Here is a 21,107-nt window from a genome sequence, read left to right on the forward strand (position 1 = left end):
ACCATTGGAGTTATTTTCATATTTTTGTATGATCAGAAATGTAATATATAGATTAATTCGTCAGCATATGAAATATTTAGAAGATAGTGCGGTTACACATCTGCGGTTCGTCTCCCGGGTGAGCCACAGATCCTAAATAAAAGGAGGTATAAAAATGACTCGTAAGAAGGTCTCTTTTAAAACCGTATCCCTTTTGGTAGTTTTAACCGTATTCCTATCCACATTTTTAGCAGTTTTACCAGCTAGTGCGGCCTCGAGAGGAGCTTGGGCTCCAAATACTTCATATGCAGTAAACGATACAGTAACCTATAACGGAAGCACTTATACTTGTATTCAGGCACATACATCCCTCGTAGGTTGGGAACCCTCCAATGTTCCTGCTTTATGGGGGAGAAGTGGCGGCGGTGGAACTACACCAACCCCAACACCAAACCCAACACCATCACCAGTAACAAAGCCTGCAGAAGTTCCAAATCACATATGGACCTATGTCATGAATGCAGACAATGCCTATGGTAAAGGCGGAGATTTTGCTTTATTGCTGAGTGCTGTGATTAAAAAGGAAAGCAGCTTTGGGGCAGGTTTGCTGGGCAGCCCCTCAGCCGGCGACGGATTGATGCAGGTTGAACCCAATACGCGTAACGCTTATTTATCTCCATTTAGTGCTAAATTTGGCCATGCCTATAATCACAGCAGTGAACAGGATCAGGTGTATATGGGCGCATTGATTTTGAATGAGAAGATGGTTAGATTCGGCAACATCTATAACGGCTTATTGCACTATAACGGAGGCGATTACTGGTATCCTGGGGCTACAGATTCCTATGGCCGTCCTATTCTGGCCGATCAATATGCAAATTCGGTGTACGTGACGTATAAAGGTTATGGCGGCAGGAACTAAAGCATGAATGATAAACAAGGTCCACCGACCGTAAGGTTCAGGTGGATCTTGTTTTTGATCCTCCTTGGCGCCATAATTCACGAATCTCTCATAAAAAGATCAGCCGCAGTCAAGCGTTCGTTGAGAAAATCGATTATCCTATCCGTAGAGACTTTTCTCATCTATGATTTCTCATCATATATACCCGTGGGAGGTTGCTATGGGAATCAAAGTGGATTTTGAAGTTCAACCTTTTAAAGCCGTCCGGTTTATCGGCAAAGAAGTCGTTGTCGGCAAGTACAACCCAGTTCCGGAATTATGGGAAAAGATCTTGCACGACGGGACCAACGATCTGCTCCAAAGTTTGCCTGAGCGCCTATCTCCTAAGGGAGACACGATCGGGTGGATGGGGGAATACGATCCCCAGACCAAAGAGTTTGTCTATATCGCGGGGATATTAGCTAAGCCGAATGCTGCCGTACCGGACGGATTTTCTTACCGCGACATCCCTGATTGTCTGATGGGAATCGGCTGGATCCAAGGAACGACGTCCCATCTGGAGAAAGGTGCGCATGGGAAAACGGAGAAGATCATGAGGGCCAACGGGTATGAGCCGGATTATTCCGTCGTCGGCATCTCCATGGAGTATTATTCCTTCGAGAAGTATGCCAATATCCAAGAGGATGGGATGAACCTCTTTACGTTTGGCTATTATTTGCCTTGCAAAGAAATGGCTTAACCCATCAAGAGAATGCGTCCAGTGGACGGATTAAGATTAGAATCAAAGTAACTGTAAAGCAGAACCGCCCATTTGGGCGGTTCTTTTACGTTAGGCCGATGTTCGATAAGGGATCGGTCACTGACGGATCATCCTCCCGTATAAAATTTTCTTTAAATTCGCGACATTTAGAAATTAAAATGATAGAATTGATCGATGTCAAGGAACAGTTTATACCAATTTTGTCCGATTGAGAGAGGGGACATCCGGTTTGTACAGAAGAATGAGAAAATGTTTATTCGTAGTTATGATCCTAGGGTTGTTGTTACCAGGGTACATAACCTCCAGAGCCTTTGCCGCTTCCACAACGGCAACGATTGTGCTCTCTAAGAGCAGTTTGAAGAGTGGCGATACTGCCACGGTGACGATCACGTTCTCGGAACCGGTAACCGGAGTCTCACTTTACAACCTGTCGGCACCAAACGCCACCCTGGATAACCTCTTTACGAGCAACAATATCATCTATAACGCAACTTTAACGCCAAATGATGATACCTACGCCCCCACGAATAACATCACGCTTAACCATACGGGAACTGATTCTGCCCAATCAGGCAACTATATCGTCGATACAGTTCAGCCAACGGTGACGAGTATGTCTGTTCCTGCGAATGGCACCTATGCTGCAGGACATACCTTGTCTTTTACGGTGCATATGAGTGAGTCGGTAGCCGTTACGGGGACTCCAAGTATTGGGGTGGTTATTGGAGGAACGTCTGTTAAAGCTTCCTATGTAAGCGGTACGGGGAGTACTGAGTTACTCTTCAGCTACACGGTCCAAGCAGGACAAACGGATGCAGACGGGATTACTATAGGAGCTTTGTCGCTGGATGGCGGTTCTATAAAGGATTCCGTTGGCAATGATGCGGACAGAACGCTAAACAGTGTGGGCAGTACATCGGGTGTGTTGATCGATGCCATTGCCCCGACGATCTCCGGCTACACTTTAGGAGCCGGCAATGCCTATTTGGACCTGACGTTTAGTAAAGGCATTTATACGGAGAGTACCGGTACAGGCTCAGTCACTCCAAGCGACTTTCGGATAAACTTCCACCGAAATGGAGGAGGTGCCTCCGCGGTCTCTATTGATTCTATTAAGAGATTGGATGGAGGAAATTTGATTGGCGGGGAGACTTCCATTCGCGTAATGCTTGATATAACGGGTATTCCTGACGGTAATGAGACCCTAGAACTCGTGCCGGCAGATGGACTATCCCTTTATGACCAGGCAGGGAATGCCGTAGAAGGTACACAATCGTCTGGAACGGTAACGCTTCAAGATACACGCGTCCCATCCATAAATCCTACCAGTGCAAGCTTTGACAAATTCGCCGGAGCCGTGGCGAATAAGGATGTTACGACAACCTTGACGCTAATCGGCAACACGCTGACCCGCATTACAAACCGTGCAGTGACACTATCGGAAGGAACAGACTATACCGTCGCGGGGAATGTGGTGACGATCAAAAAGTCCTATTTAGCGTCACAACCGACGGGAACGACCTACTTAACGTTGACTTTTAGCGGCGGTTCGACACATACGCTCGCAATTACCATGGTCGACTCAACACCTACGTCAACGCCAACACCGTCACCAACACCGTCACCAACACCAACGGTGCCATCGCCTGAATTGCCAATGATCAATCAGAACGGAGTGTCGTTGGACCCGGCTTCCATCGACATCACGAAGGCATCAGTGACGCTTCAAATGACGCCAAAGGATGGCGTAGCTTACTTGATCATACCGGCCAGCATTTTGACGCACTTGGAAACAAAGAATGCGGCATTCTTCTTCGAGAGTAAGACGCCATACGGCAGCTATCAAGTGCCGGTAAATCTGGCTTCCCTGATTCCAGAACTACCCGAAGTATTGGCCAAGAACAACCTGAAAGCTGAGGAAATTAGCTTCAAGATCACGTTGACGGACAAGTCTGGCGACAAGAGCATGCAATCGGCAGTTGCTACCGGTTTGCCTTACGGTAAAGTGTTGGGCACGGAGGTCGATTTTCACATCGATATTGTGAACACAAAAACGGGGCAAATGGTTGGAACCGCGGATAAGTTCACCAAGGCGTTGACACGGGTGATCCCCATGCCTAAAGACATGGTGGACATGCCGGTTCAATGGGGGGCATTCCGCTTCAACGAGACGACGAAGCACTTCGAATTTGTCCCTGCAAAGAAAGTACAAATTGAAGGCACATGGTATACACTAATCAGTTCGAATTCCAACAGCATGTATGTTGTAGTGGAAAATAAGACGAGCTTTGCCGATGTGCAGAAGCATTGGGCGAAAACCTTCGTTGAGCTAGCTGCGGCAAAAGGGCTTGTTGACGGAATGGGCGGAGACAAGTATGACCCCAACAAAGCGGTAACAAGAGCGGAATTTGCCGCCATGCTGGTTCGTGCATTAGGACAAGGTGCACCTTCCGGCAGTACATCGCCCTATGACGATGTGAAGTCCGGCACTTGGTACTTCGAAGAGATCATCAAAGCGAAGGAGCTTGGACTATTAGACTTTGTTCACGACGAGAGCTTCAAGCCAGACCAGCCTCTGACTCGCGAGGAAATGTCTAGCATGCTGGCAAAAGTCGTTGAGTTTGAGAAGTTGCCGTTGACCAAGGAATTTGTTAACCTGGACGGCTACGAGGATTTGGGAAGCATGGATGCAGCCCATCTGGAGGACGTTCGCTTGATGGTCAAGCTGCAAATCATGACCGGTACAGGTCCCCGCTCGTTTAGTCCAAAGGCGGAAACGACGCGAGCTCAGACGGCGGTTGTGCTCATTCGGATGTTGCAAACTTTGGGAATGACGAATTAAAAGCCAGAAGACACCCGCAATCCCTCCGGGTGTCTTCTCCATGTTGTCTTCCCCTAGAACTTTTCCGGGAACTGCTTCACGATGCCTTCTGTCAAGATATCCGCTAAATGAATCAAGTGAATCTCGTTTTTGTCGGTCGCGGCGATATCTGCTTTCCAGTCGCCTTTGAGGCAGTTCACGACGATTTCGGTAATCAACTGCAGATGGGTGTACATCATATCCTGTATCGTTTTAAACGCCCAATTGGGATTGGCGTTGCTTAGAAATTTGGCAATTACGTCCGCGTTTCGATGCCAATCGGCATCCCACTTCTTCACGTCCGCCTGATTGCCTGCTTTGGCAGCAGCTACGATTTGGACCGCGATCTGAATATGCTCTTTCAACAGCTCAGCCAGCTGATTGCCGGCGGCTTCCCCATAATACGGCTTGATTACATCGCCGATTTCCTGCTGGTTACGCAACAGCCGATCCAACACGTCTTTCTGATCAGGACGATCCGACATGGCGCTGACAATATAGCTTCGCGTCCAAATCGTATGGTCGATCCAAACTTTTTGCATCTCCGTTTTCAACTGCACCATCTTGGGGCTAAGGCATGTCGAGGGATCCTTTTGAATCGCCCTCGCATCTACAGATACGGGCTGCACGATGCTGCATATGAGCCCCAAAGTTAACAGTAAAGCCGGGAACCATTTCTTCATCCTCATCTTGCTCCTCTGTGGTTAGGAATTTTCGTGGTCTGTCATAATATGATTCACAATTTCCATATTCATGCATTTGGATTGGAGGAAACTGGGGATGCTTAAGCGAGGGAGAGCCATTATAATAGAGTATTAGGGACAACGAGAGGATTGGAGTTAGAAGATGACGAATCATTTTTGGCGTGATTTACCACGACCTTTTTTTATACTTGCACCGATGGAAGATGTGACGCATGTCGTGTTTCGTCATGTCGTAAGTCAAGCGGGAAGACCGGATGTCTTCTTTACGGAGTTTGCCAATACAGAAAGCTATTGTCACCCAGAGGGGAATCATAGCGTACGGGGTCGTTTGCTTTTTACCGAGGACGAACAACCTATGGTGGCACATATATGGGGCGATAAGCCGGAGTATTTTGCAAAGATGAGTATCGATATGGCGAAGCAAGGATTCCAGGGAATCGATATCAATATGGGTTGTCCCGTTCCTAATGTAGCCTCCAATGGGAAGGGGAGCGGCTTAATTATTCGTCCAGAGGTTGCCGCAGACATCATCCAAGCCGCAAAGGCAGGAGGATTGCCCGTAAGCGTCAAGACGAGACTTGGATTCAATCAAGTGGATGAATGGGAGGACTGGCTGACCTATATTTTGAGGCAGGATATAGCGAATCTTTCGATCCATTTGCGTACACGAGAGGAACTGAGCCAAGTCGATGCGCATTGGGAACTGATCCCTGAGATTAAGGCGCTTCGTGATCGGGTGGCCCCGCAGACCCTGCTTACGATCAACGGCGATATTCCGGATCGGCAAACAGGTCTGAAGCTGGCTGAACAGTATGGCGTAGATGGAATCATGATCGGACGAGGTATTTTTAAGAATCCATTTGCCTTTGAAAAAGAGCCGAGAGAACATAGCAGCACGGAATATCTTGATCTGTTAAGACTACAGCTGGATCTCCATGATCAGTACTCCGAACAACTGGAGGTGCGTCCCTTTAAGGCGCTTCATCGTTTCTTTAAGATTTATGTCAAAGGGTTTCGGGGGGCAAGTGAATTAAGAAATCTGTTGATGAGCACAACGTCTACCGATGAAGTACGTACGCTTCTGGACGAGTTTGCTCAACAGATGGAAGAGATGCCAGGAAGACAAGAATCAACTTAACGATGGCTATAACTTAAACAGCTGTTCACTAAAGCCTATTAATGGCGAAGTGAACAGCTTTTTTTATACCCGAACTTATGATTCACATCAATAACGGCAAAAATATGTCATCCAAGATTTCCTCAATGGTTTCCCTGGAGACGGGTTCGGAGGTGATGAGCAGTTCATGACGGACAAGATCCACCGGCAGCCTTGTAATGCGCGGCGTGATTTTCTCAGGATGGATTTCTCCTCTCTCAGCAGCTCGATTCAAAAGAGTCGTCATTGAGTTAGTTCTCCGAACATTTAAAATTTCGGAGAAAGGGATGTCTGAGAGGACGGACATAAGGCCATGAATGGTTTTGGGTCCAATTTGGTGCAGCATGTCATTCAACTGATTTAGCACGAGGAGTAAATCGCTGCGTAGATTTCCGGTATCCGGGAGTTCCTCCGAAACAGCCGGTAAATGGTGTACGATGGCCGCCAGGACAAGCTCCTCACGATTTGGCCAACGTCGATAAATGACGGGCTTACTGGTTTGAGCGCGGGCGGCAACCCCTTCGATCGTAAGGCTATGAAAACCAACTTCCATCAGCTCGTCCCATGCGGCTTGAATAATGGCCGCCTCCAATTCTGTTCCTCTTCTTCTCGTCGATATTTCTCCTTCGTTGACCTTATTCATAAACGAACGAACCTCCAATAAAATACGTTGCGTTTCTTATTTGTTTATTATATCATGAATTCAAATAAGAAACGTTAAGTTTCTAATATGGTTAAGGAGTGGAATGAAATGGATAAACCAAGCGAACTTGCAGCTAACCCCCAAATAGACCCAGCCGTGATGAAAGTGGCATGGATTCTGCTGATAGGGCTGCTTGCCCCTTTATTCGATACTACCATAATGAACGTAGCCATCGATACCCTTGGAACTGCGTTACACGCTTCCGTTACAACGATTCAGTGGGTCATGACGGCATATTTACTTGCCATAGGGATGGTTATCCCTATTTCCGGCTGGGCGGTTGAACGATATGGTGGAAAGACAATGTGGTTATTGGCTTTGAGTTTATTTATGGCAGGTTCAGTATTATCCAGCTTGTCCTGGAATGTGGGAAGTCTCATTGCCTTTCGCGTGATTCAGGGTTTGGGCGGGGGGCTGATGATGCCCATCATGCAGACGATGATTGTTCGCGCAGCGGGTGGAGAGAAATTAGGCAGGTTAATGGCGATTGTGGGTTTACCGGTTCTGATCGGTCCGATTCTCGGCCCCGTTTTAGGCGGGATGATAATCCACGATCTGAATTGGCGTTGGATTTTTTATGTGAATATTCCGGTTTGCTTGATTGCGTTATTCCTTGCCGTTAGGGGTTTGCCCAAAGACGATGCCGCCAATCAACCTCAAAAGCTGGATCTGCCTGGATTATTGTTATTGTCTCCTGGTCTCGTGTTGATGATTTTTGGGCTAACCAAAGTCAGCTCGGAGCAGGGGTTCTCTCAAAGCCCCGTCCTTGTTCCGATGATTACTGGACTTCTATTTCTGATGGCCTTCGGTTTGTATGGGTTAAGAAAATCTCATCATCCTCTCATCGACCTACGGATATTTAAGAGCAAGTCCTTTACGGCGTCCTCCTGCCTTCTGTTTATATCGGGACTCTCCACTTATGCAGGTATGTTATTATTACCTCTCTACTATCAACAGGTACGCGGAGAGAGTGTGCTTGCTTCAGGGTTATTATTGATCCCTCAAGGCATAGGGATGTTATTGACGCGTTCACTAGCAGGGAAGCTAACCGATACCATCGGCTCACGTTGGGTGGTGCTCTGCGGTACTCTCCTGACATTACTCGGAACCCTCCCCTTTGCCTTGGGTGCAGCCGACACCAGCGAGGTTCTGCTCGCAGTATCCCTGATTGTTCGTGGCGGAGGACTTGGAGGCCTTATGCTCCCTATAATGGCAACCGCCTACGAGGGATTAGCCCAAGAGTTGATTCCGCATGCCAGCAGCGCTACCCGGATTCTCCAGCAAATTGGAGGCGCTTTTGGCGCTTCTGTTTTTGCCGTCATTTTGCAAAATCAAATCAAAACCGGATCCACTCGTGATATCACCATGCTGAATACGGCTTATCATCACACCTTTATGTGGTCCGTGGGGTTTACGATCCTATCCCTTCTGTTTATCGCCTTCTTGCCTAATAAAAGAGCAACCCAGAGTTAAACGCCAGAGGATACCCGGAGACGCTCTTGATCAGAACAGAGGTTTCCATATTCAGGCCAAAGGCAGGCACGTAACGGTTGTTCCGTACCTGATCGAAGGGTATAATGACCGGAGGAGCTTGAAAGCTATCTATCTATGAACGTTCGAAAGGGTCAGTCATCATGAGCATGGAATTAAATAGAATTCAGAAGCAAGCGGTCCTTCATACCGAAGGACCTTTGCTTTTGTTAGCTTCCCCTGGATCGGGGAAGACAACGACGATCATTAAGCGGATCGGATACCTGATCGAGGAGAAGAGGGTTCCCCCTGGAAGGATCAAAGCCGTGACCTTTAGCCGAGCATCGGCAAGCGATATGAAGGAGCGATTTCAATCTTTTTATCCACATCTCGCGCCCGTTGATTTCTCTACGATCCATAGCTTGGCTTACGAGGTGGTGCGGGAGCATTTCCGCGTGATCCAGACTCCATTTCAAATCATTGAAGGGGAAGTTAACTCTGCCGAGCTAGAAACCATAGTTTCGGAACAACAACCTTTGCATAAGAAGATTATTTTGCGGAATCTCTTTAAGGCGATTAGCGGAGAGAACATCACGGATGACCAGCTAGATGAGCTCACCACTTACATTAGCTTTATCAAAAATAAAATGATTCCGTCCGAGCAGTGGCCCACGGTGAAAGTCGATGTGCCCCATGCCGAACGGATTCTACGGGAATACGAACTCTTCAAGCAATCCGGAGCTCGGATGTTGCTCCTTGATTATGACGACATGCTGGTGGTTTGCGAGCAGATCTTGGCGAGGGAGGAAAGTTTGCTTCGCAAATATCAGGAGCGCTACGATTACGTTCTTACGGATGAGAGTCAAGATACGTCTAGGGTTCAGCATGCGATTATCGAGAAGCTGGTGCACAGGCATCACAATTTATGTGTCGTCGCCGACGATGATCAAAGTCTCTACAGCTGGCGAGGGGCGGACCCCATGTATTTATTGAACTTCAAGCAAGTGTATCCGGATGCGGTGACTTTGTACATGGAGCAAAATTACCGTTCGTCCAAGGAGATCGTGGAAGTAGCCAACACGTTTATCCAGCGAAATAAGGACCGCTACAACAAGAACATGTTTACGAAGAATCCTCCATACAAGCCTATCGAAATGCGGGGTTTGGACGATTACGGCAACCAGGCCAAATATCTAGTGCAGGAGATTCAACAACTCGAGGACCTTTCAGAGGTAGCCGTACTTTATCGAAATAACTCGTCGTCCATCGCTTTAATGAACGAATTCGATCGGGTCGGCATTCCTTTTTATATGAAAGACGCGGATAATCGGTTCTTTTCCCATTGGGTGGTTGAGGATATCCTTAATTTCATGCGGATGACGTTCACGGATAAACGTCCCGATATTTTGGAGAAGATTCATCTGAAATTCAATGGATACATTAGCAAGCAGCAGATGGCGGCCTTGCTTGAGATCCGGAATGACGAATCGGTATTCGATAATTTGCTGAATCGAGTACAGCTGCAGGACTATCAAGTAAAGCAGCTGCAGATGTGCAAGGAAACATTTCAGGAAATGAAGGGGATGCCGCCCCTGCCTTCCATACAGGTCATTCGAGATCGGCTGGGTTATGAGAAAGCCCTAGAGAAGATGTGCGAGCGGCTTGGGTTCCGTAAGGAATACCTGATCGGCATCCTGAACACGCTGGAGGAAATTGCGGCGGGGTTAACGACGATGGAGGAGTTTGCCAGCAGGTTAAAGTACTTGGAGTCTGCGTTGAAAACCTCAAGATCGAGGAGGGGACAGAAGGCCGTCACCTTCTCCACGATGCACAGTTCGAAGGGCTTGGAATTCGAAAGAGTGTATATGATCGACCTTGTGGAGGGGGTTCTTCCTTCCAAGGACGATAAAGGGAACACGGCGATGATGGAGGAGGCTACTCGATTATTTTATGTGGGGATGACCCGGGCGAAGCAGCATTTGGAGTTGATCACTTATAAGAAACGGGATGGGGCGGAAATGACAGAGTCACGGTTTATGACGGCGGTGAGGAATATTCAGGATCCTCCGAAGAAACCTGCAACATCGCATCCAGCTGCCGTTAAGCCCCCGATCAATCCGAATGCGATCCGTACGGAAAACGAACTCATCGTTGGGGAAACGGTTCACCACAGGGCCTTTGGAGCAGGTGTTATCGTGAAGGTGACGGATGAACGTATTCATATCCGGTTCGAAGCGGAAGAAAAGGCCTTATCGACGAGAACTTGCCTTGAAATGGGGTTGTTGGAACGGGAAAAAGGATGACATGACATATAGGGCGTCCGAAGGTCGGTTGACCTCGGGACGCCCTTTTTGTCGGTGAGGGGACGGTCTCTATTGAAGTTGCTACGATTGAATGCGGTGAACGGTGAATTGTCCGGTAGAGGCGTGAAGGGATCCCACCGTCTCTTGCGGATCAACCTGATGCAGGCGTTCAAGCGCATAGCGGAATTCATAGAAACCGCCCAGCGTGGCTTTGAAATTGGTTTCCCAATAGTTGGTCAGAATCCAAGCATACGTGCTGGGACGGCTGTCCTCGGATTGCATCGTATGAAGCTTCCGTGGCACATGTTCCAGAGTACCCAGCTGCAGTAATGGGGTATCCGTCATGGACAGAGCAAGAGCTCCCTGATCTTTGGCCGAGTGCCAGAACAAACCTTCCTGTACCGCGGTGTAATCCAGGCAGGAGCCGGGAAGCTGATCCTTCCATGGGCGAACGAGACAGCCGGCTTTCTCCACGTAAAGCTCTGCTTCCGGTCCCAGCGAGAAGGGGAGGGCTACATAAACGTTCTCCGGGAGCCATACGCTGTCCTTATGGAAGCGGACGGATACTTCAACCCGAGGCTGATTGGCGAACATTTTAAGATGTAGGGCGTAATAGCTGAGTCCTTTTACTTCATACACCAGCTCCACAAGCGCGTACAGAGGCCCATTGTCCAGCACCTTCACCTTGGTCAGGCGGCCGCTGTCTCGCTGAACATTTACCCCTTTCCGATTCCGGCCCATACGTGACCGTGTTGAACAGATCTGTGAAGGATTATGTTCATCCTGTGCAGGAGTCACTTCGTATACCGGAGTGAATGGCGCATGCTTGCGGTTCATGACCAGCAAATCGGCGGAAAGGGTTTTATCGATCCATGCCGTGATTCCTTCTTTGATTCTCCATTCGATCCGCATCGTGTCGGATTCCACGAATTCGTCTCCAATATGGATCGGATGCTTGGCTGAAGAGGCAGACCAGATATCGTAGACTCCTTCGCAGGGGATCGGTTCGGTATTCCGGGCCGTCACGATCTTATTCGAATCGGCGTAGAGTCCCGCGTTATCGACCGGATGAAGATGGAGCGTGCGGGACTCGCCTGGCAACAGCGTCAGTTCGGTGACGATGGCTTGCGTAGAGGACAGCTGGTACGGTATGGCTTGCCCCGTTGATTCATCGATGAGTAGGAACTCCTTTTGCAGTAGCACGGTTTCCCATCCATCCAGCGGAATCGTCACCAGAAGCGTTGCTTTGGCGGGCTCCGTATTTATGATCTCATATCGCAGCGGGCGTTTGGGAGCCAGGAGAGCTCCTTTTCGAGCGATCAACGCTTTATCCAAGGCACGGTAAGCCAACTTGCTGGCTTCAGCCGCATAAGACTGCTTACGAACTTCAAGCATCTGTACTTGCGGATGCCAAGGCTCATATACGGAGGAATGATATCCCCACGTATGTTCGGCGTACATCGTTAGCGCCTGCGACGCTTCGTCAATGTCGGCGAGACTTGCTGCTTCATGGTTTGGATCGAGTTTTTTTACTTTCCGCAGCGTCCGCTGGGCATCGCGGTAAATTTGGGTGTGCATCGCCGTGGAGGCAACGCCGTCGGTCCACCAGTCTGGCCAATCGCCCCGATGTATTGGGAGAGAAGACAGATCTTCCTGTTTCAACGTTGCGAAGAACTCGGAAAGCGTAGCCATCTTGATCGTAATGCGGTCGCCGTGTTGTTCGTTCCACTTCGCAATCCATTCCGCGATATCCGCATTCGGGGAAGCATTGTCCGTCCCCAGGCCGGAGACCATGATCGGAACGAAAGAATAGGGATACTGCTCCTGCTCCAGATTCCACAGATAACGGTGAATCCGTAAGGATGCGATCTCGTCATGACGAGGCTCCGGCTCCATCAGGAAATGCTGGATTTCGTCCTTGATGATATATTTTCCCAACGCGTCCGGACAGAATCCCAGCTCATTGCCGAACATGTAGTGCTCTCCGTTCCAGACGAGCAGCTTGACGCCGTCCGGCGTTTCCCACCAGAACGGGGTTTGCTTGCGGCCGAGCGGGTACATGCCGTGATGCGTGTGGATACAGGAGAATAGATGCTCGATGTTGTTTTGCAGCAGGCTTGCGGCATAACCCCAGCCGTATCCATTGATATCAGCCGTCATGGCGCTGTCGATCCGGTGTCCGAACGATTTAGCGAACTGTTGGGCTTTGCTGTGGTTCCGAAGCAGGAGGTCAAAGTCGGGCAGCTCGGTCATGTTCAGGTAAGTTCCCGACAGCTCGATATTCCCTCGGGTCACAGCCTGCTGGAAGGCTTCCTTCTCCTCGGCCGAAGCGCTCTCCAGAAATCTTTCCACGGCCCAGAACGTTTCGCATGTCCATCGGAAGGATTTCCACTCCGGGCGTTCCCCGCGGTGGGCGGCTTCCGTAATCTTCAGGGCTTGGCGGATAAAATCGGCATGGTACTGTTCGATTCTCTCCTGACGCTCCGTATAGCCGATATCCGTGTGGGAATGGTGGATGACAAAGAGGGTCCAGGGACGGGCGGGTTTAGGTTCGTTTTTGCTGAGATGGTGCATATTTGAGATAACCTCCTAGTTTTGAAGTGAGGCGGACGGGTGTCCATCCGTATTTTCGAATAGCCGATGAATGCCTTTAAATACGTCGGTGATCCCATCCTGCAACTGGATAACCGGAAGCGTGAACTCGCCAAGAGATTGCTGAAAGTCATCATCCCAGAGCGGGAAGCTGTTGGAGATCTGTCCCCCGAGAATAATGCGATCGGGCTTGAAAGCAGCAACATAAGGCAAAAGCATCTCGCCCAGCCGTCTGCCGTATTCATGGAACAATTCCAGAGCTTCTTTGTCTCCGTGTTTAGCTGCCTCCGCCAGATCCGCGACATCGGTGTTCTCCACAAGGAGTCCCCGCTCCTTCGCCATCCCAAGAATCCCTCTTCTCCCAAAATAGTCGTCAACGATCGCCTCCCGATAAGGTTCGGCGAACAGCATGCCGTTCAACGGAACTCCATCGGCGGAGGAGGCGAGTTGTCCGTTCTCGACAAAAGCGGAGCCCAAGCCGGTTCCAAGCGTGAGGCAGATCAGTCGTTCCGACGGGAAACGGAGGCCGACTCCGAGTCCGAATAGGTGGGCGTCATTCCCGAACCGTATTTCGGCTGAGGCGAGCAAATCGGTCAGGATGCCTGGTGTATGGGAAGAGAGTTGATGCAATTTCTCACGAAGCAGGTCCCGAACGGACAGCTTATACAGGGCTTCATATTTGCCGATCCCTTGAAGAAGCGCGACGCCTTCCTCATAATTGAACGGACCGGGAAAGGCAAATCCGATCCGGATTTTATCGTTATTACGCAAAGGTCCGTAAGCTGCGGTATAGTAGCTTAGCAAATGAAGGCATACTCCGGCAAAGCTGGCAATCGTGTTGGATGCAGACCCCTGGGATTCGGATGGTCGGCTCATGAACGAATCGGGTACGATCTCCCCGTTAACGAGAAGTGCCCCCTTTAGGACGGTTCCTCCGGCATCGAGCGTCAGCGTGATCAGGGTAGGGGCTCCCGCTTCGAGGTCCGGTCCGTTACTGAAGTTCATGGGAGGCCTCTTTGCTCGGATTCCAGGTTGGCGGAAGGAGAGGAAGGCTCCATTCCGGATTTACTCTAGCGGCTATAAGCGTACACGGGGAATCGGAGAGGTTCTCCAGACGGTATTCGCCTACGCTGGCCGGTACGATATAAGCTTCGGCATATCCCCATTCAACCGCTGCGGCTTCGTTGTCCGCCGGTACAAGACGGACACGTTCGCCATCCACCAGATTGTACATGACAAATTCGCCACGGGTATCCGCGTGCCAGGTATTCTGCAGGGACAGCCTGCTGACCTGGAACAGAAGATCGCCGCGTTGCCCCAGTAATTCTTCCGTGCTCCGGCCCTGTCTGCGAACAACAATCGGCCGAGCGATCAAACCGCCTTCGACGGCGGAGGTGTCCATGGCATCGTTGATATTATGCCGTGCGTGTTCGGGATTCATGGGACGTGGCTTGCCATCCGCATCCAGGCGCAGGTAATCATAGATTTTGAAAGTGAACCACCAGGTGGTTGAGGAAATCTCCAGAACCAGATTGTCTCTACCGGAGCAGTGCACTGTTCCCGGAGGAATGAGGTACAAATTGCCCTTCTCCGATTCGTATTCGTTGGCATAGGAAGACAACGTGAGCGGTTCTCTTGTCGAGTGGGCGTGTTCCACGGCTTCGAGCAGCTTCTCGCCGGTGACGCCTTCCTTTAATCCAAGATAAACCTTGGCCCCCGGTGCATTTCGCATGATGTAATAGGATTCCTGCTGCGTCATATGCTCGTTGAATGTAGATTCCACATACGCTTGTAGCGGGTGGACCTGGAGCGATAATTCCCCACCTTGCATCGTATCCAAGTAGTCGAACCGGATGGGGAAATAATTGCCGAACAGCCCTACATTACGCTCTCCCAAAATATCGTAGGGGGCTTCCTCCATAAGAAGGGTGAACGGTACTTCCAAGGGCATCCCCTGTACTTCGAAAAGAAGCGTATTCTCGGGAGCGATCGGTTCGAAGCTCCAGGCGCAGTTCGCCCATTCCTCCGGAAGGTCGCACAACTTCTTCAAATATTGCCCTCCCCAGATGCCGGGAGCAAAAAACGGCTTCACCCGGAACGGCTGCTTCGCCGCTTCTTGGAGTACACTCTTTAATGCTACGACCGGCAGCCATACTGGAGCATCAGGACGATTCAAGTCCATATAGTAGCAAGCCTTCTTATTCGGATGCCCTCCATTCAGTGTCAGCCAGTCTTGGCGATAGGGCTCCCATACGGGCCATTCCAGGAACAGGCAGTGCTTGTAGGTCTCGACCTTGTCGTCCGATTCGCCGAAGCCAAAGCTACCCATCCGCTGGGCATGACGCAACTGTTGGTTTTCCCGGGAATAGTCGGCAAAGAAAGCGAGATCGGGTTCCTTTCCGGCAAGAAGAGCGGCTCCTGGTCCGTAGAGAACATATATCCCGTCACCCGGTGCATCTTCAAGGGCTTTTTTCTCCAGGAATGCCTTGGCATCGTTCCGAAAATATCGCATAGGACGGACATCATTTGCTTTATAGCCAAATGCCCGGTTATCCGTCAGGTAAGCCGCCATTTCCGAACGCAGTTCCCCTTCAGGCTTCACATATTTCGCTGTGAAATCGCTTGAGAAAGGAATACCTTCCTTTTCACAAGCTTGCCGCAGGGGGTCCAGCAAGGCGGAGAAATCAGCTCCGTGAGTCCCGTCAAGCGTGATATAGAAAGTGCCCGCAGTTTCTTGATAAGCAGATAGAATGAATGAACACCAGGAGCTCGTACCCCGCTGCATGAACACGGGGCTGTCTCGGAAGTGTAAGTTATTGATAGGATATTTTTGAAAAGCCGGTACAGGGTTCAAGATGGATGGATCCTCCCTTCTTCGGATCAGCTTACGGTCCTATTGTAGAAGCAGAAGGGAGAATCCGTCTTTATAAAAAGAGGAAGTGTTTTTGTACGATCAGGACATCGATTCCAGCGATAGGTTATAAATCGGAATCGTACCGTCCTTCGGTAAATTGCGAGCGCCGGAAGCGAGCAGGGGTTACGCCAAGCTTGGTCGTGAAAACGCGCGTGAAATAGTGTATGGATTCAAATCCGCACAAAGCGGCAATCTGTTTAAGCTGAAGGTCTGTGTTCAAGATGAGGTTCTTGGCTTTTTGTACGCGCTGCTCCTGTACGTAATGCACAAAGGATTGGTGCCCGTAGTTGCGGAACAACCTCGTCAAATGGCGTGTTGTGATGTGCAGGTGACCGGCAACCCGTTCTAAGGATAGAGTCTCGCTCAGGTTATCCATGATAAATAATTCGGCCTGATGAACCATGAAGGCGCCTTCGTCATTCTTGTCCGTACCGCCCGTCTCATGATCGAAGCCGGGGCCGTGGGCGGTAAGGATGGACAAGATCAGGGATTCCGCCAAGCTGTGCAGCATGGGCGGCGGGTAATTTGCGCCGGCGGCAGACGAAGCAAACAGGGATAAGAGAGAGCGCCAGAGTAGTCCAGGCGTTTGGTCGTTCCCTTCTTGAAGCACAGGGATTCCCTGTTTGGCAAGCAACTCGAACGCGGCGGAATAAAGTTCGCTGCAAGCCGATTCCTCCGGCTCGAAGGCGACGTAACACAACGCCAGCCCTTCTTTGCTCAAAATCCGGTGCTGGATTCCCGGTCTGGACAGAAACAGGGTCCCGGTTTGAAGCGGGAACTTCGTATGTTCTTCGAGGTAGAAGCCGGATCCTGTTAACACGTAACAAGCTTCGAAGAATGAATGCTTATGCTCCGTATTGTCGAAATGGCGGGGCATAAAGCCCCAATAGTGGATCTGAACGGCCAAATCCGGCTGTCTGAGACGGCTTAGCGTTCGGTTCATGACGGAATTGGCCCGTCGAAACGACGGGATGAAGGATAACGGTTCTATGCTCATCAGAGGATTCCTCCCCGGTTGTATGATCTGATATGAATGGTAGGCCTTTGCCTTAGTGTAAACGATAAATCCCTTATATTGAAGGATCATTAACAAGAGAAACTTCATACCCCTCTGCCACGGTTTTTGATTATAATAGATGAATATATAAAAAATGGGGGATCACCATGAAACCATCACAAAACAACCTAGACCAAGGACGAAATGAACGCTTCTCTTCTACCGGTTTTATCTTGGCCGCCATCGGCAGTTCCGTGGGGCTGGGGAATATGTGGAAATTCCCATATATTACTGGGGAGAACGGTGGAGCCGCATTCTTCCTACTGTTTATCATCTGTTTGATTTTGATTGGCTTGCCTTTGCTTTTGGCGGAGCTGGCCATCGGGCGAGCAGGTAGAGGCAGCGCGTCCACGTCTTTTGTCAAAGCTGGCGGCCCTAAAGCTTTTGGCCGTCTCGGTTTGCTGCAAGTCATTGCACCTTTTCTGATTCTGAGCTTTTATGTCATCGTGGCCGGGTGGACACTACACTATGCTATACAGTCCTTCAGCGGAAATCTGTTTGCGAACTCCGACTACGCTGGACAATTCAGCTCGTTTACTGAAGGCTACATGCCGCTGGTATGGCAGGCCGTGGCCGTATTGATCACCGGGATCGTAGTGGGTAAAGGAATCTCCGGCGGCATCGAGAAATTTAATAAAGTGCTGATTCCGGGCTTGATCGTACTTTTGATTATTTTGATGATTAGGGCTTTAACCTTACCGGGAGCTGGTGCGGGCGTATCCTTCTTCCTTCAGCCGGATTTCTCGAAATTAAGTCCGGAAGCGGCATTGGTTGCGCTGGGACATGCCTTTTTCTCGCTGTCACTTGGCATGGGGATTTTGCTTACTTACGGGGCTTATGTCGACAAACGTCAATCCCTCGGTCCGGCTACCCTGGCGATTGGAGCGGGTGATTTGATTTACGCGTTTATTGCGGGGCTGATTATTTTCCCGACAACCGCCTCTTTTGGGTTGGAGTCTGATGCGGGGCCGTCTCTGGTCTTCATTGCGCTTCCTGCCGCGTTTTCGGCCATGCCGCTGGGAGCATTCTTTGGCGGGCTGTTCTTCATCCTGCTGGCGATCGCAGCATTGACGTCTTCGGTATCGCTGCTTGAAGTCCCAGTAACTTACGTAATGGATCGTTGGGGCTGGGGCCGTGGAAAATCCGTGACGATCATCAGCGTTCTGGTTTTATTGATCGGGCTCCCGTCGGTGTTCTCCTTTGGAGCCGTTCCGGTATTCACGGATATGGGTGGGAAGAGTTTCTTTGACTGGCTTGATTTCATGACCTCGAATATTTTGTTGCCGCTTGGTGGTTTGATTACCACGGTGTTTGCGGGATACTTCTGGAAGAATGCTGCGGAAGCCGCTGGGCTCAAGGCGGGCTGGTTCCGGGTATGGCTGTTTATGGTTCGCTATATTGCACCGGTTCTCGTATTTCTGGTTCTACTCCATACCACCGGGATTATTAAGTTTTAGGAAATCAAGCAGAGGGGGCGCGTTCAAAGCGTCCCTTTTTGGCTCGTCGAGCCTATGCGAAGAATCGCGGAAATGCGATAAGAAATTGCTAACTAGAGTTTAGCATCTTTATTGTCACAACCTTGGCGTCTAGCGTGTTAGGACCGATTCTATATATGAGATTAGGTAAGCTAACGGTGGTGAAAAGAGTATTTTCGCACCGGGGTTATCCGGGCTACGATTTCGGGCATATTACTGCTGTGGATCGGTGAAATCAGTCCGATCACTATCTCTTATTTCCGTCCGTTGGTGTCGGATCTGCTGCATTGGGGAAGTTACATAAATGGCTTGAGCTACACTATAATTATGTTTATAGGCGCTTCGGTTCTGTTATGGCTTTATATATTAATGAAAATCTGGCTCAAGATGGAGGAATTGTTATGGCAAAACGCTCATCGCAGTTTTGGGCGATTTTATTGTTTTCGGTTGGCGTATTTATGGCGCAGCTTGATAACGGGATTATCAGCGCAGCGCTTACGACGATCAACCGTTCTTTTGACGTGTCCGCCAACTGGGGCGCATGGGGGATTACGATTTACACGTTGGGCCTCGCGATCAGCTTGCCAATCGTAGGGAAATTGTCGGACCGCTATGGTCGCAAGAAACTATTTATTATCGAAATTGCTCTGTTTGGATTAGGCTCTTTATTGGTTGCGCTTAGCCCTTCCTTTGGCTTTTATTTATTTGCTCGCGTCGTGCAGGCCTTAGGAGGCGGCGGGATTTTCATTATCGGCAGCTCACATATCTTGAGTACGGTTGAGCCGGACAAACAAGCTAAATATTTAGGCTTGCTTGGCGCCATGAACGGGGTTGCTGCCGTTCTTGGACCGAATATCGGCAGCTTGCTTCTGGATTTAACGGGGAAATGGCATGTGTTGTTCTTGATCAACGTCCCGATCGCCATTGTGCTGTTTCTATTGGGGCTGCGGAAGCTAGAGGAATCGTCGGATCCGTCGCCAGGACGGCTTGACCTCATCGGTACGATCATTTTATCGCTGGGCATCTTGTCCCTGATGCTAGGACTTACGAACATCGACATTAATTTTGCGGAAAGTCTGACGCGCCCGAATGTGTGGGGATATTTGCTTGGCGGGGTTGTGCTGTTTACGATACTGCTGTTCTTTGAAGGGAAAATGGAACGGGATCGATCCGGTGATCCAATCCTGCCCATTCGTCTGATCAAGCAGCCCAGATACCTGATGGTCCTGCTGATCGGTACCTTATCGGGCGGTCTGCTGGCTGCGATGATCTATATCCCGTCCTTTACCGAGCAAGTGCTTGGTATTTCGGCCGAAAACTCGGGGTATTGGATGACGCCGCTGGCGGTGGCTGCCGGATTAGGAGCAGGGTTAGGCGGTATACTAGTTTCCAAGCGAGGTCCGGTATTTACAGTGATTATGTCCGGAGTGATCGCAGCTATCGGTTTTATGCTCTTCCCATTATGGCTTGAAACCAGATGGCAATTTATCGTAGCCAGTGCCATCGCTGGCGTCGGAATTGGGGTCATTCTGGGGGCGCCGCTCAACATTTTGGCAACGGAAGGCTTGAAAAAGGATAAGGGTTCGGCCCTAGCCTCCTTGTCGCTGCTCCGCCAAATCGGGATGACATTGGCCCCGGCGATCTATGCTGGATTTATCGCCCGCGCGTTCAACAATATGGGTACACTGTTTGCTGAGAAGTTCCCAGGCATTTTGCAACAAAATCTGGCTAGCGTCACGTTGTCAGCCGACGCACAGGCAGAACTTGCGCAGATCGGGCAGCAGATGGCCTCAGGATCCTCTGGCGTGTCGGAAGGTCAGCTTTCCGAGATGCTTCAAGCGATCCAGGATCCTACGCTGAAGCAAGTGCTTGCTGACAGCGTGACTGAGGTAACGAAGATGGCCGCCCAGACGGGGTTTGGCGGACTTTATTGGACTGCGGCCATATTGGGGATAGGCATCATCGTCGGTGCGATTATCTTGATCCCTTTAAGAAAAAAGAGCTTGCAAGGCGGGGAAGTAAAAGAAGAGACGTTATAAGCAGAAACGTTATAAGCAGAAACAAAACCCAACTTTGAATGCTTGAAGACACCTGAGCAAGAATGCAGGTGTCTTTTTTATCGTTTTTTAGCGGAGTCCAATCGGTTGAGAACACTTGAAACGAACCGCAAAGTTAGGTGCGGCAACACCCCGTATTTCTTTTCTATAATGAAACTCGGAATACAACTTGACGC

General features: G+C 49.9%; 14 protein-coding genes. 8 read left to right on the forward strand and 6 right to left on the reverse strand.

The window, feature by feature from the left end; all coding sequences use genetic code 11:
• Positions 1–154: 154 nt before the first annotated feature.
• The 3 genes from KJS42_RS19385 to KJS42_RS19395 all read left to right on the forward strand — a co-directional run bounded on the left by KJS42_RS19385 (position 155) and on the right by KJS42_RS19395 (position 4,482).
• Complete coding sequence (locus KJS42_RS19385) at positions 155–901, forward strand: carbohydrate-binding protein (protein ID WP_213623843.1); 747 nt, start codon at positions 155–157, stop codon at positions 899–901.
• A gap of 199 nt (positions 902–1,100) precedes the next feature.
• Positions 1,101–1,619, forward strand: coding sequence for an effector binding domain-containing protein (locus KJS42_RS19390; protein WP_213623844.1), 519 nt, complete (start codon positions 1,101–1,103; stop codon positions 1,617–1,619).
• 250 nt (positions 1,620–1,869) lie between these two features.
• On the forward strand, positions 1,870–4,482 hold the full coding sequence (locus KJS42_RS19395; RefSeq protein ID WP_213623845.1) for an S-layer homology domain-containing protein: 2,613 nt from the start codon (positions 1,870–1,872) through the stop codon (positions 4,480–4,482).
• A gap of 53 nt (positions 4,483–4,535) precedes the next feature.
• On the opposite strand, the gene KJS42_RS19400 is transcribed toward KJS42_RS19395, so the two are convergent.
• Positions 4,536–5,183 (reverse strand): glycosyltransferase, encoded by a 648-nt coding sequence (locus tag KJS42_RS19400; protein ID WP_193415712.1) that lies wholly within the window; start codon positions 5,181–5,183, stop codon positions 4,536–4,538.
• Between the two features lie 163 nt (positions 5,184–5,346).
• Here KJS42_RS19400 and KJS42_RS19405 point away from each other — a divergent pair, with 163 nt between their 5' ends.
• A complete protein-coding gene (locus KJS42_RS19405) occupies positions 5,347–6,342 on the forward strand; it encodes a tRNA dihydrouridine synthase (RefSeq protein ID WP_213623846.1) in 996 nt (331 codons plus the stop codon).
• Between the two features lie 82 nt (positions 6,343–6,424).
• Here the strand turns inward: KJS42_RS19405 and KJS42_RS19410 are convergent, their stop codons facing one another.
• Positions 6,425–7,003, reverse strand: a complete 579-nt coding sequence (locus KJS42_RS19410; RefSeq protein WP_213623847.1) for a TetR/AcrR family transcriptional regulator — start codon at positions 7,001–7,003, stop codon at positions 6,425–6,427.
• Positions 7,004–7,111: 108 nt separating this feature from the next.
• Between KJS42_RS19410 and KJS42_RS19415 the strand changes: the two genes are divergently transcribed.
• A complete protein-coding gene (locus KJS42_RS19415) occupies positions 7,112–8,536 on the forward strand; it encodes an MDR family MFS transporter (protein ID WP_213623848.1) in 1,425 nt (474 codons plus the stop codon).
• 161 nt (positions 8,537–8,697) lie between these two features.
• A complete protein-coding gene (locus tag KJS42_RS19420; protein ID WP_213623849.1) occupies positions 8,698–10,836 on the forward strand; it encodes an ATP-dependent helicase in 2,139 nt (712 codons plus the stop codon).
• A gap of 81 nt (positions 10,837–10,917) precedes the next feature.
• On the opposite strand, the gene KJS42_RS19425 is transcribed toward KJS42_RS19420, so the two are convergent.
• The 4 genes from KJS42_RS19425 to KJS42_RS19440 all read right to left on the reverse strand — a co-directional run bounded on the left by KJS42_RS19425 (position 10,918) and on the right by KJS42_RS19440 (position 17,339).
• Positions 10,918–13,410 carry a glycoside hydrolase family 38 N-terminal domain-containing protein gene (locus KJS42_RS19425; RefSeq protein ID WP_213623850.1) on the reverse strand — a complete coding sequence of 831 codons (2,493 nt, stop codon included), beginning with the start codon at positions 13,408–13,410 and terminating at the stop codon, positions 10,918–10,920.
• A gap of 15 nt (positions 13,411–13,425) precedes the next feature.
• The gene (locus KJS42_RS19430; RefSeq protein WP_213623851.1) at positions 13,426–14,433 is read right to left on the reverse strand and encodes an ROK family protein; all 1,008 of its coding nucleotides are present in this window, start codon (positions 14,431–14,433) and stop codon (positions 13,426–13,428) included.
• On the reverse strand, positions 14,420–16,282 hold the full coding sequence (locus KJS42_RS19435; RefSeq protein ID WP_213623852.1) for a class I mannose-6-phosphate isomerase: 1,863 nt from the start codon (positions 16,280–16,282) through the stop codon (positions 14,420–14,422). Before KJS42_RS19435 ends, KJS42_RS19430 begins: the two co-directional genes overlap by 14 nt.
• A gap of 124 nt (positions 16,283–16,406) precedes the next feature.
• Positions 16,407–17,339, reverse strand: coding sequence for an AraC family transcriptional regulator (locus tag KJS42_RS19440; protein WP_213623853.1), 933 nt, complete (start codon positions 17,337–17,339; stop codon positions 16,407–16,409).
• Positions 17,340–17,506: 167 nt separating this feature from the next.
• Here KJS42_RS19440 and KJS42_RS19445 point away from each other — a divergent pair, with 167 nt between their 5' ends.
• On the forward strand, positions 17,507–18,856 hold the full coding sequence (locus KJS42_RS19445) for a sodium-dependent transporter (RefSeq protein ID WP_155606565.1): 1,350 nt from the start codon (positions 17,507–17,509) through the stop codon (positions 18,854–18,856).
• A gap of 419 nt (positions 18,857–19,275) precedes the next feature.
• A complete protein-coding gene (locus KJS42_RS19450; RefSeq protein ID WP_193415703.1) occupies positions 19,276–20,913 on the forward strand; it encodes an MFS transporter in 1,638 nt (545 codons plus the stop codon).
• Positions 20,914–21,107: the final 194 nt, after the last annotated feature.

This window comes from Paenibacillus sp. J53TS2 (genome assembly GCF_018403305.1).
Lineage (GTDB): Bacteria > Bacillota > Bacilli > Paenibacillales > Paenibacillaceae > Fontibacillus > Fontibacillus rhizolycopersici.

Bases quoted from the DNA above. Each gene is read 5' to 3' on its own strand.
- KJS42_RS19385 (WP_213623843.1), top strand. From the start codon at position 155: ATGACTCGTAAGAAGGTCTCTTTTAAAACCGTATCCCTTTTGGTAGTT.
- KJS42_RS19390 (WP_213623844.1), top strand. From the start codon at position 1,101: ATGGGAATCAAAGTGGATTTTGAAGTTCAACCTTTTAAAGCCGTCCGG.
- KJS42_RS19400 (WP_193415712.1), bottom strand. From the start codon at position 5,183: ATGAAGAAATGGTTCCCGGCTTTACTGTTAACTTTGGGGCTCATATGC.
- KJS42_RS19405 (WP_213623846.1), top strand. From the start codon at position 5,347: ATGACGAATCATTTTTGGCGTGATTTACCACGACCTTTTTTTATACTT.
- KJS42_RS19410 (WP_213623847.1), bottom strand. From the start codon at position 7,003: ATGAATAAGGTCAACGAAGGAGAAATATCGACGAGAAGAAGAGGAACA.
- KJS42_RS19415 (WP_213623848.1), top strand. From the start codon at position 7,112: ATGGATAAACCAAGCGAACTTGCAGCTAACCCCCAAATAGACCCAGCC.
- KJS42_RS19420 (WP_213623849.1), top strand. From the start codon at position 8,698: ATGAGCATGGAATTAAATAGAATTCAGAAGCAAGCGGTCCTTCATACC.
- KJS42_RS19425 (WP_213623850.1), bottom strand. From the start codon at position 13,410: ATGCACCATCTCAGCAAAAACGAACCTAAACCCGCCCGTCCCTGGACC.
- KJS42_RS19430 (WP_213623851.1), bottom strand. From the start codon at position 14,433: ATGAACTTCAGTAACGGACCGGACCTCGAAGCGGGAGCCCCTACCCTG.
- KJS42_RS19440 (WP_213623853.1), bottom strand. From the start codon at position 17,339: ATGAGCATAGAACCGTTATCCTTCATCCCGTCGTTTCGACGGGCCAAT.
- KJS42_RS19445 (WP_155606565.1), top strand. From the start codon at position 17,507: ATGAAACCATCACAAAACAACCTAGACCAAGGACGAAATGAACGCTTC.
- KJS42_RS19450 (WP_193415703.1), top strand. From the start codon at position 19,276: ATGGCAAAACGCTCATCGCAGTTTTGGGCGATTTTATTGTTTTCGGTT.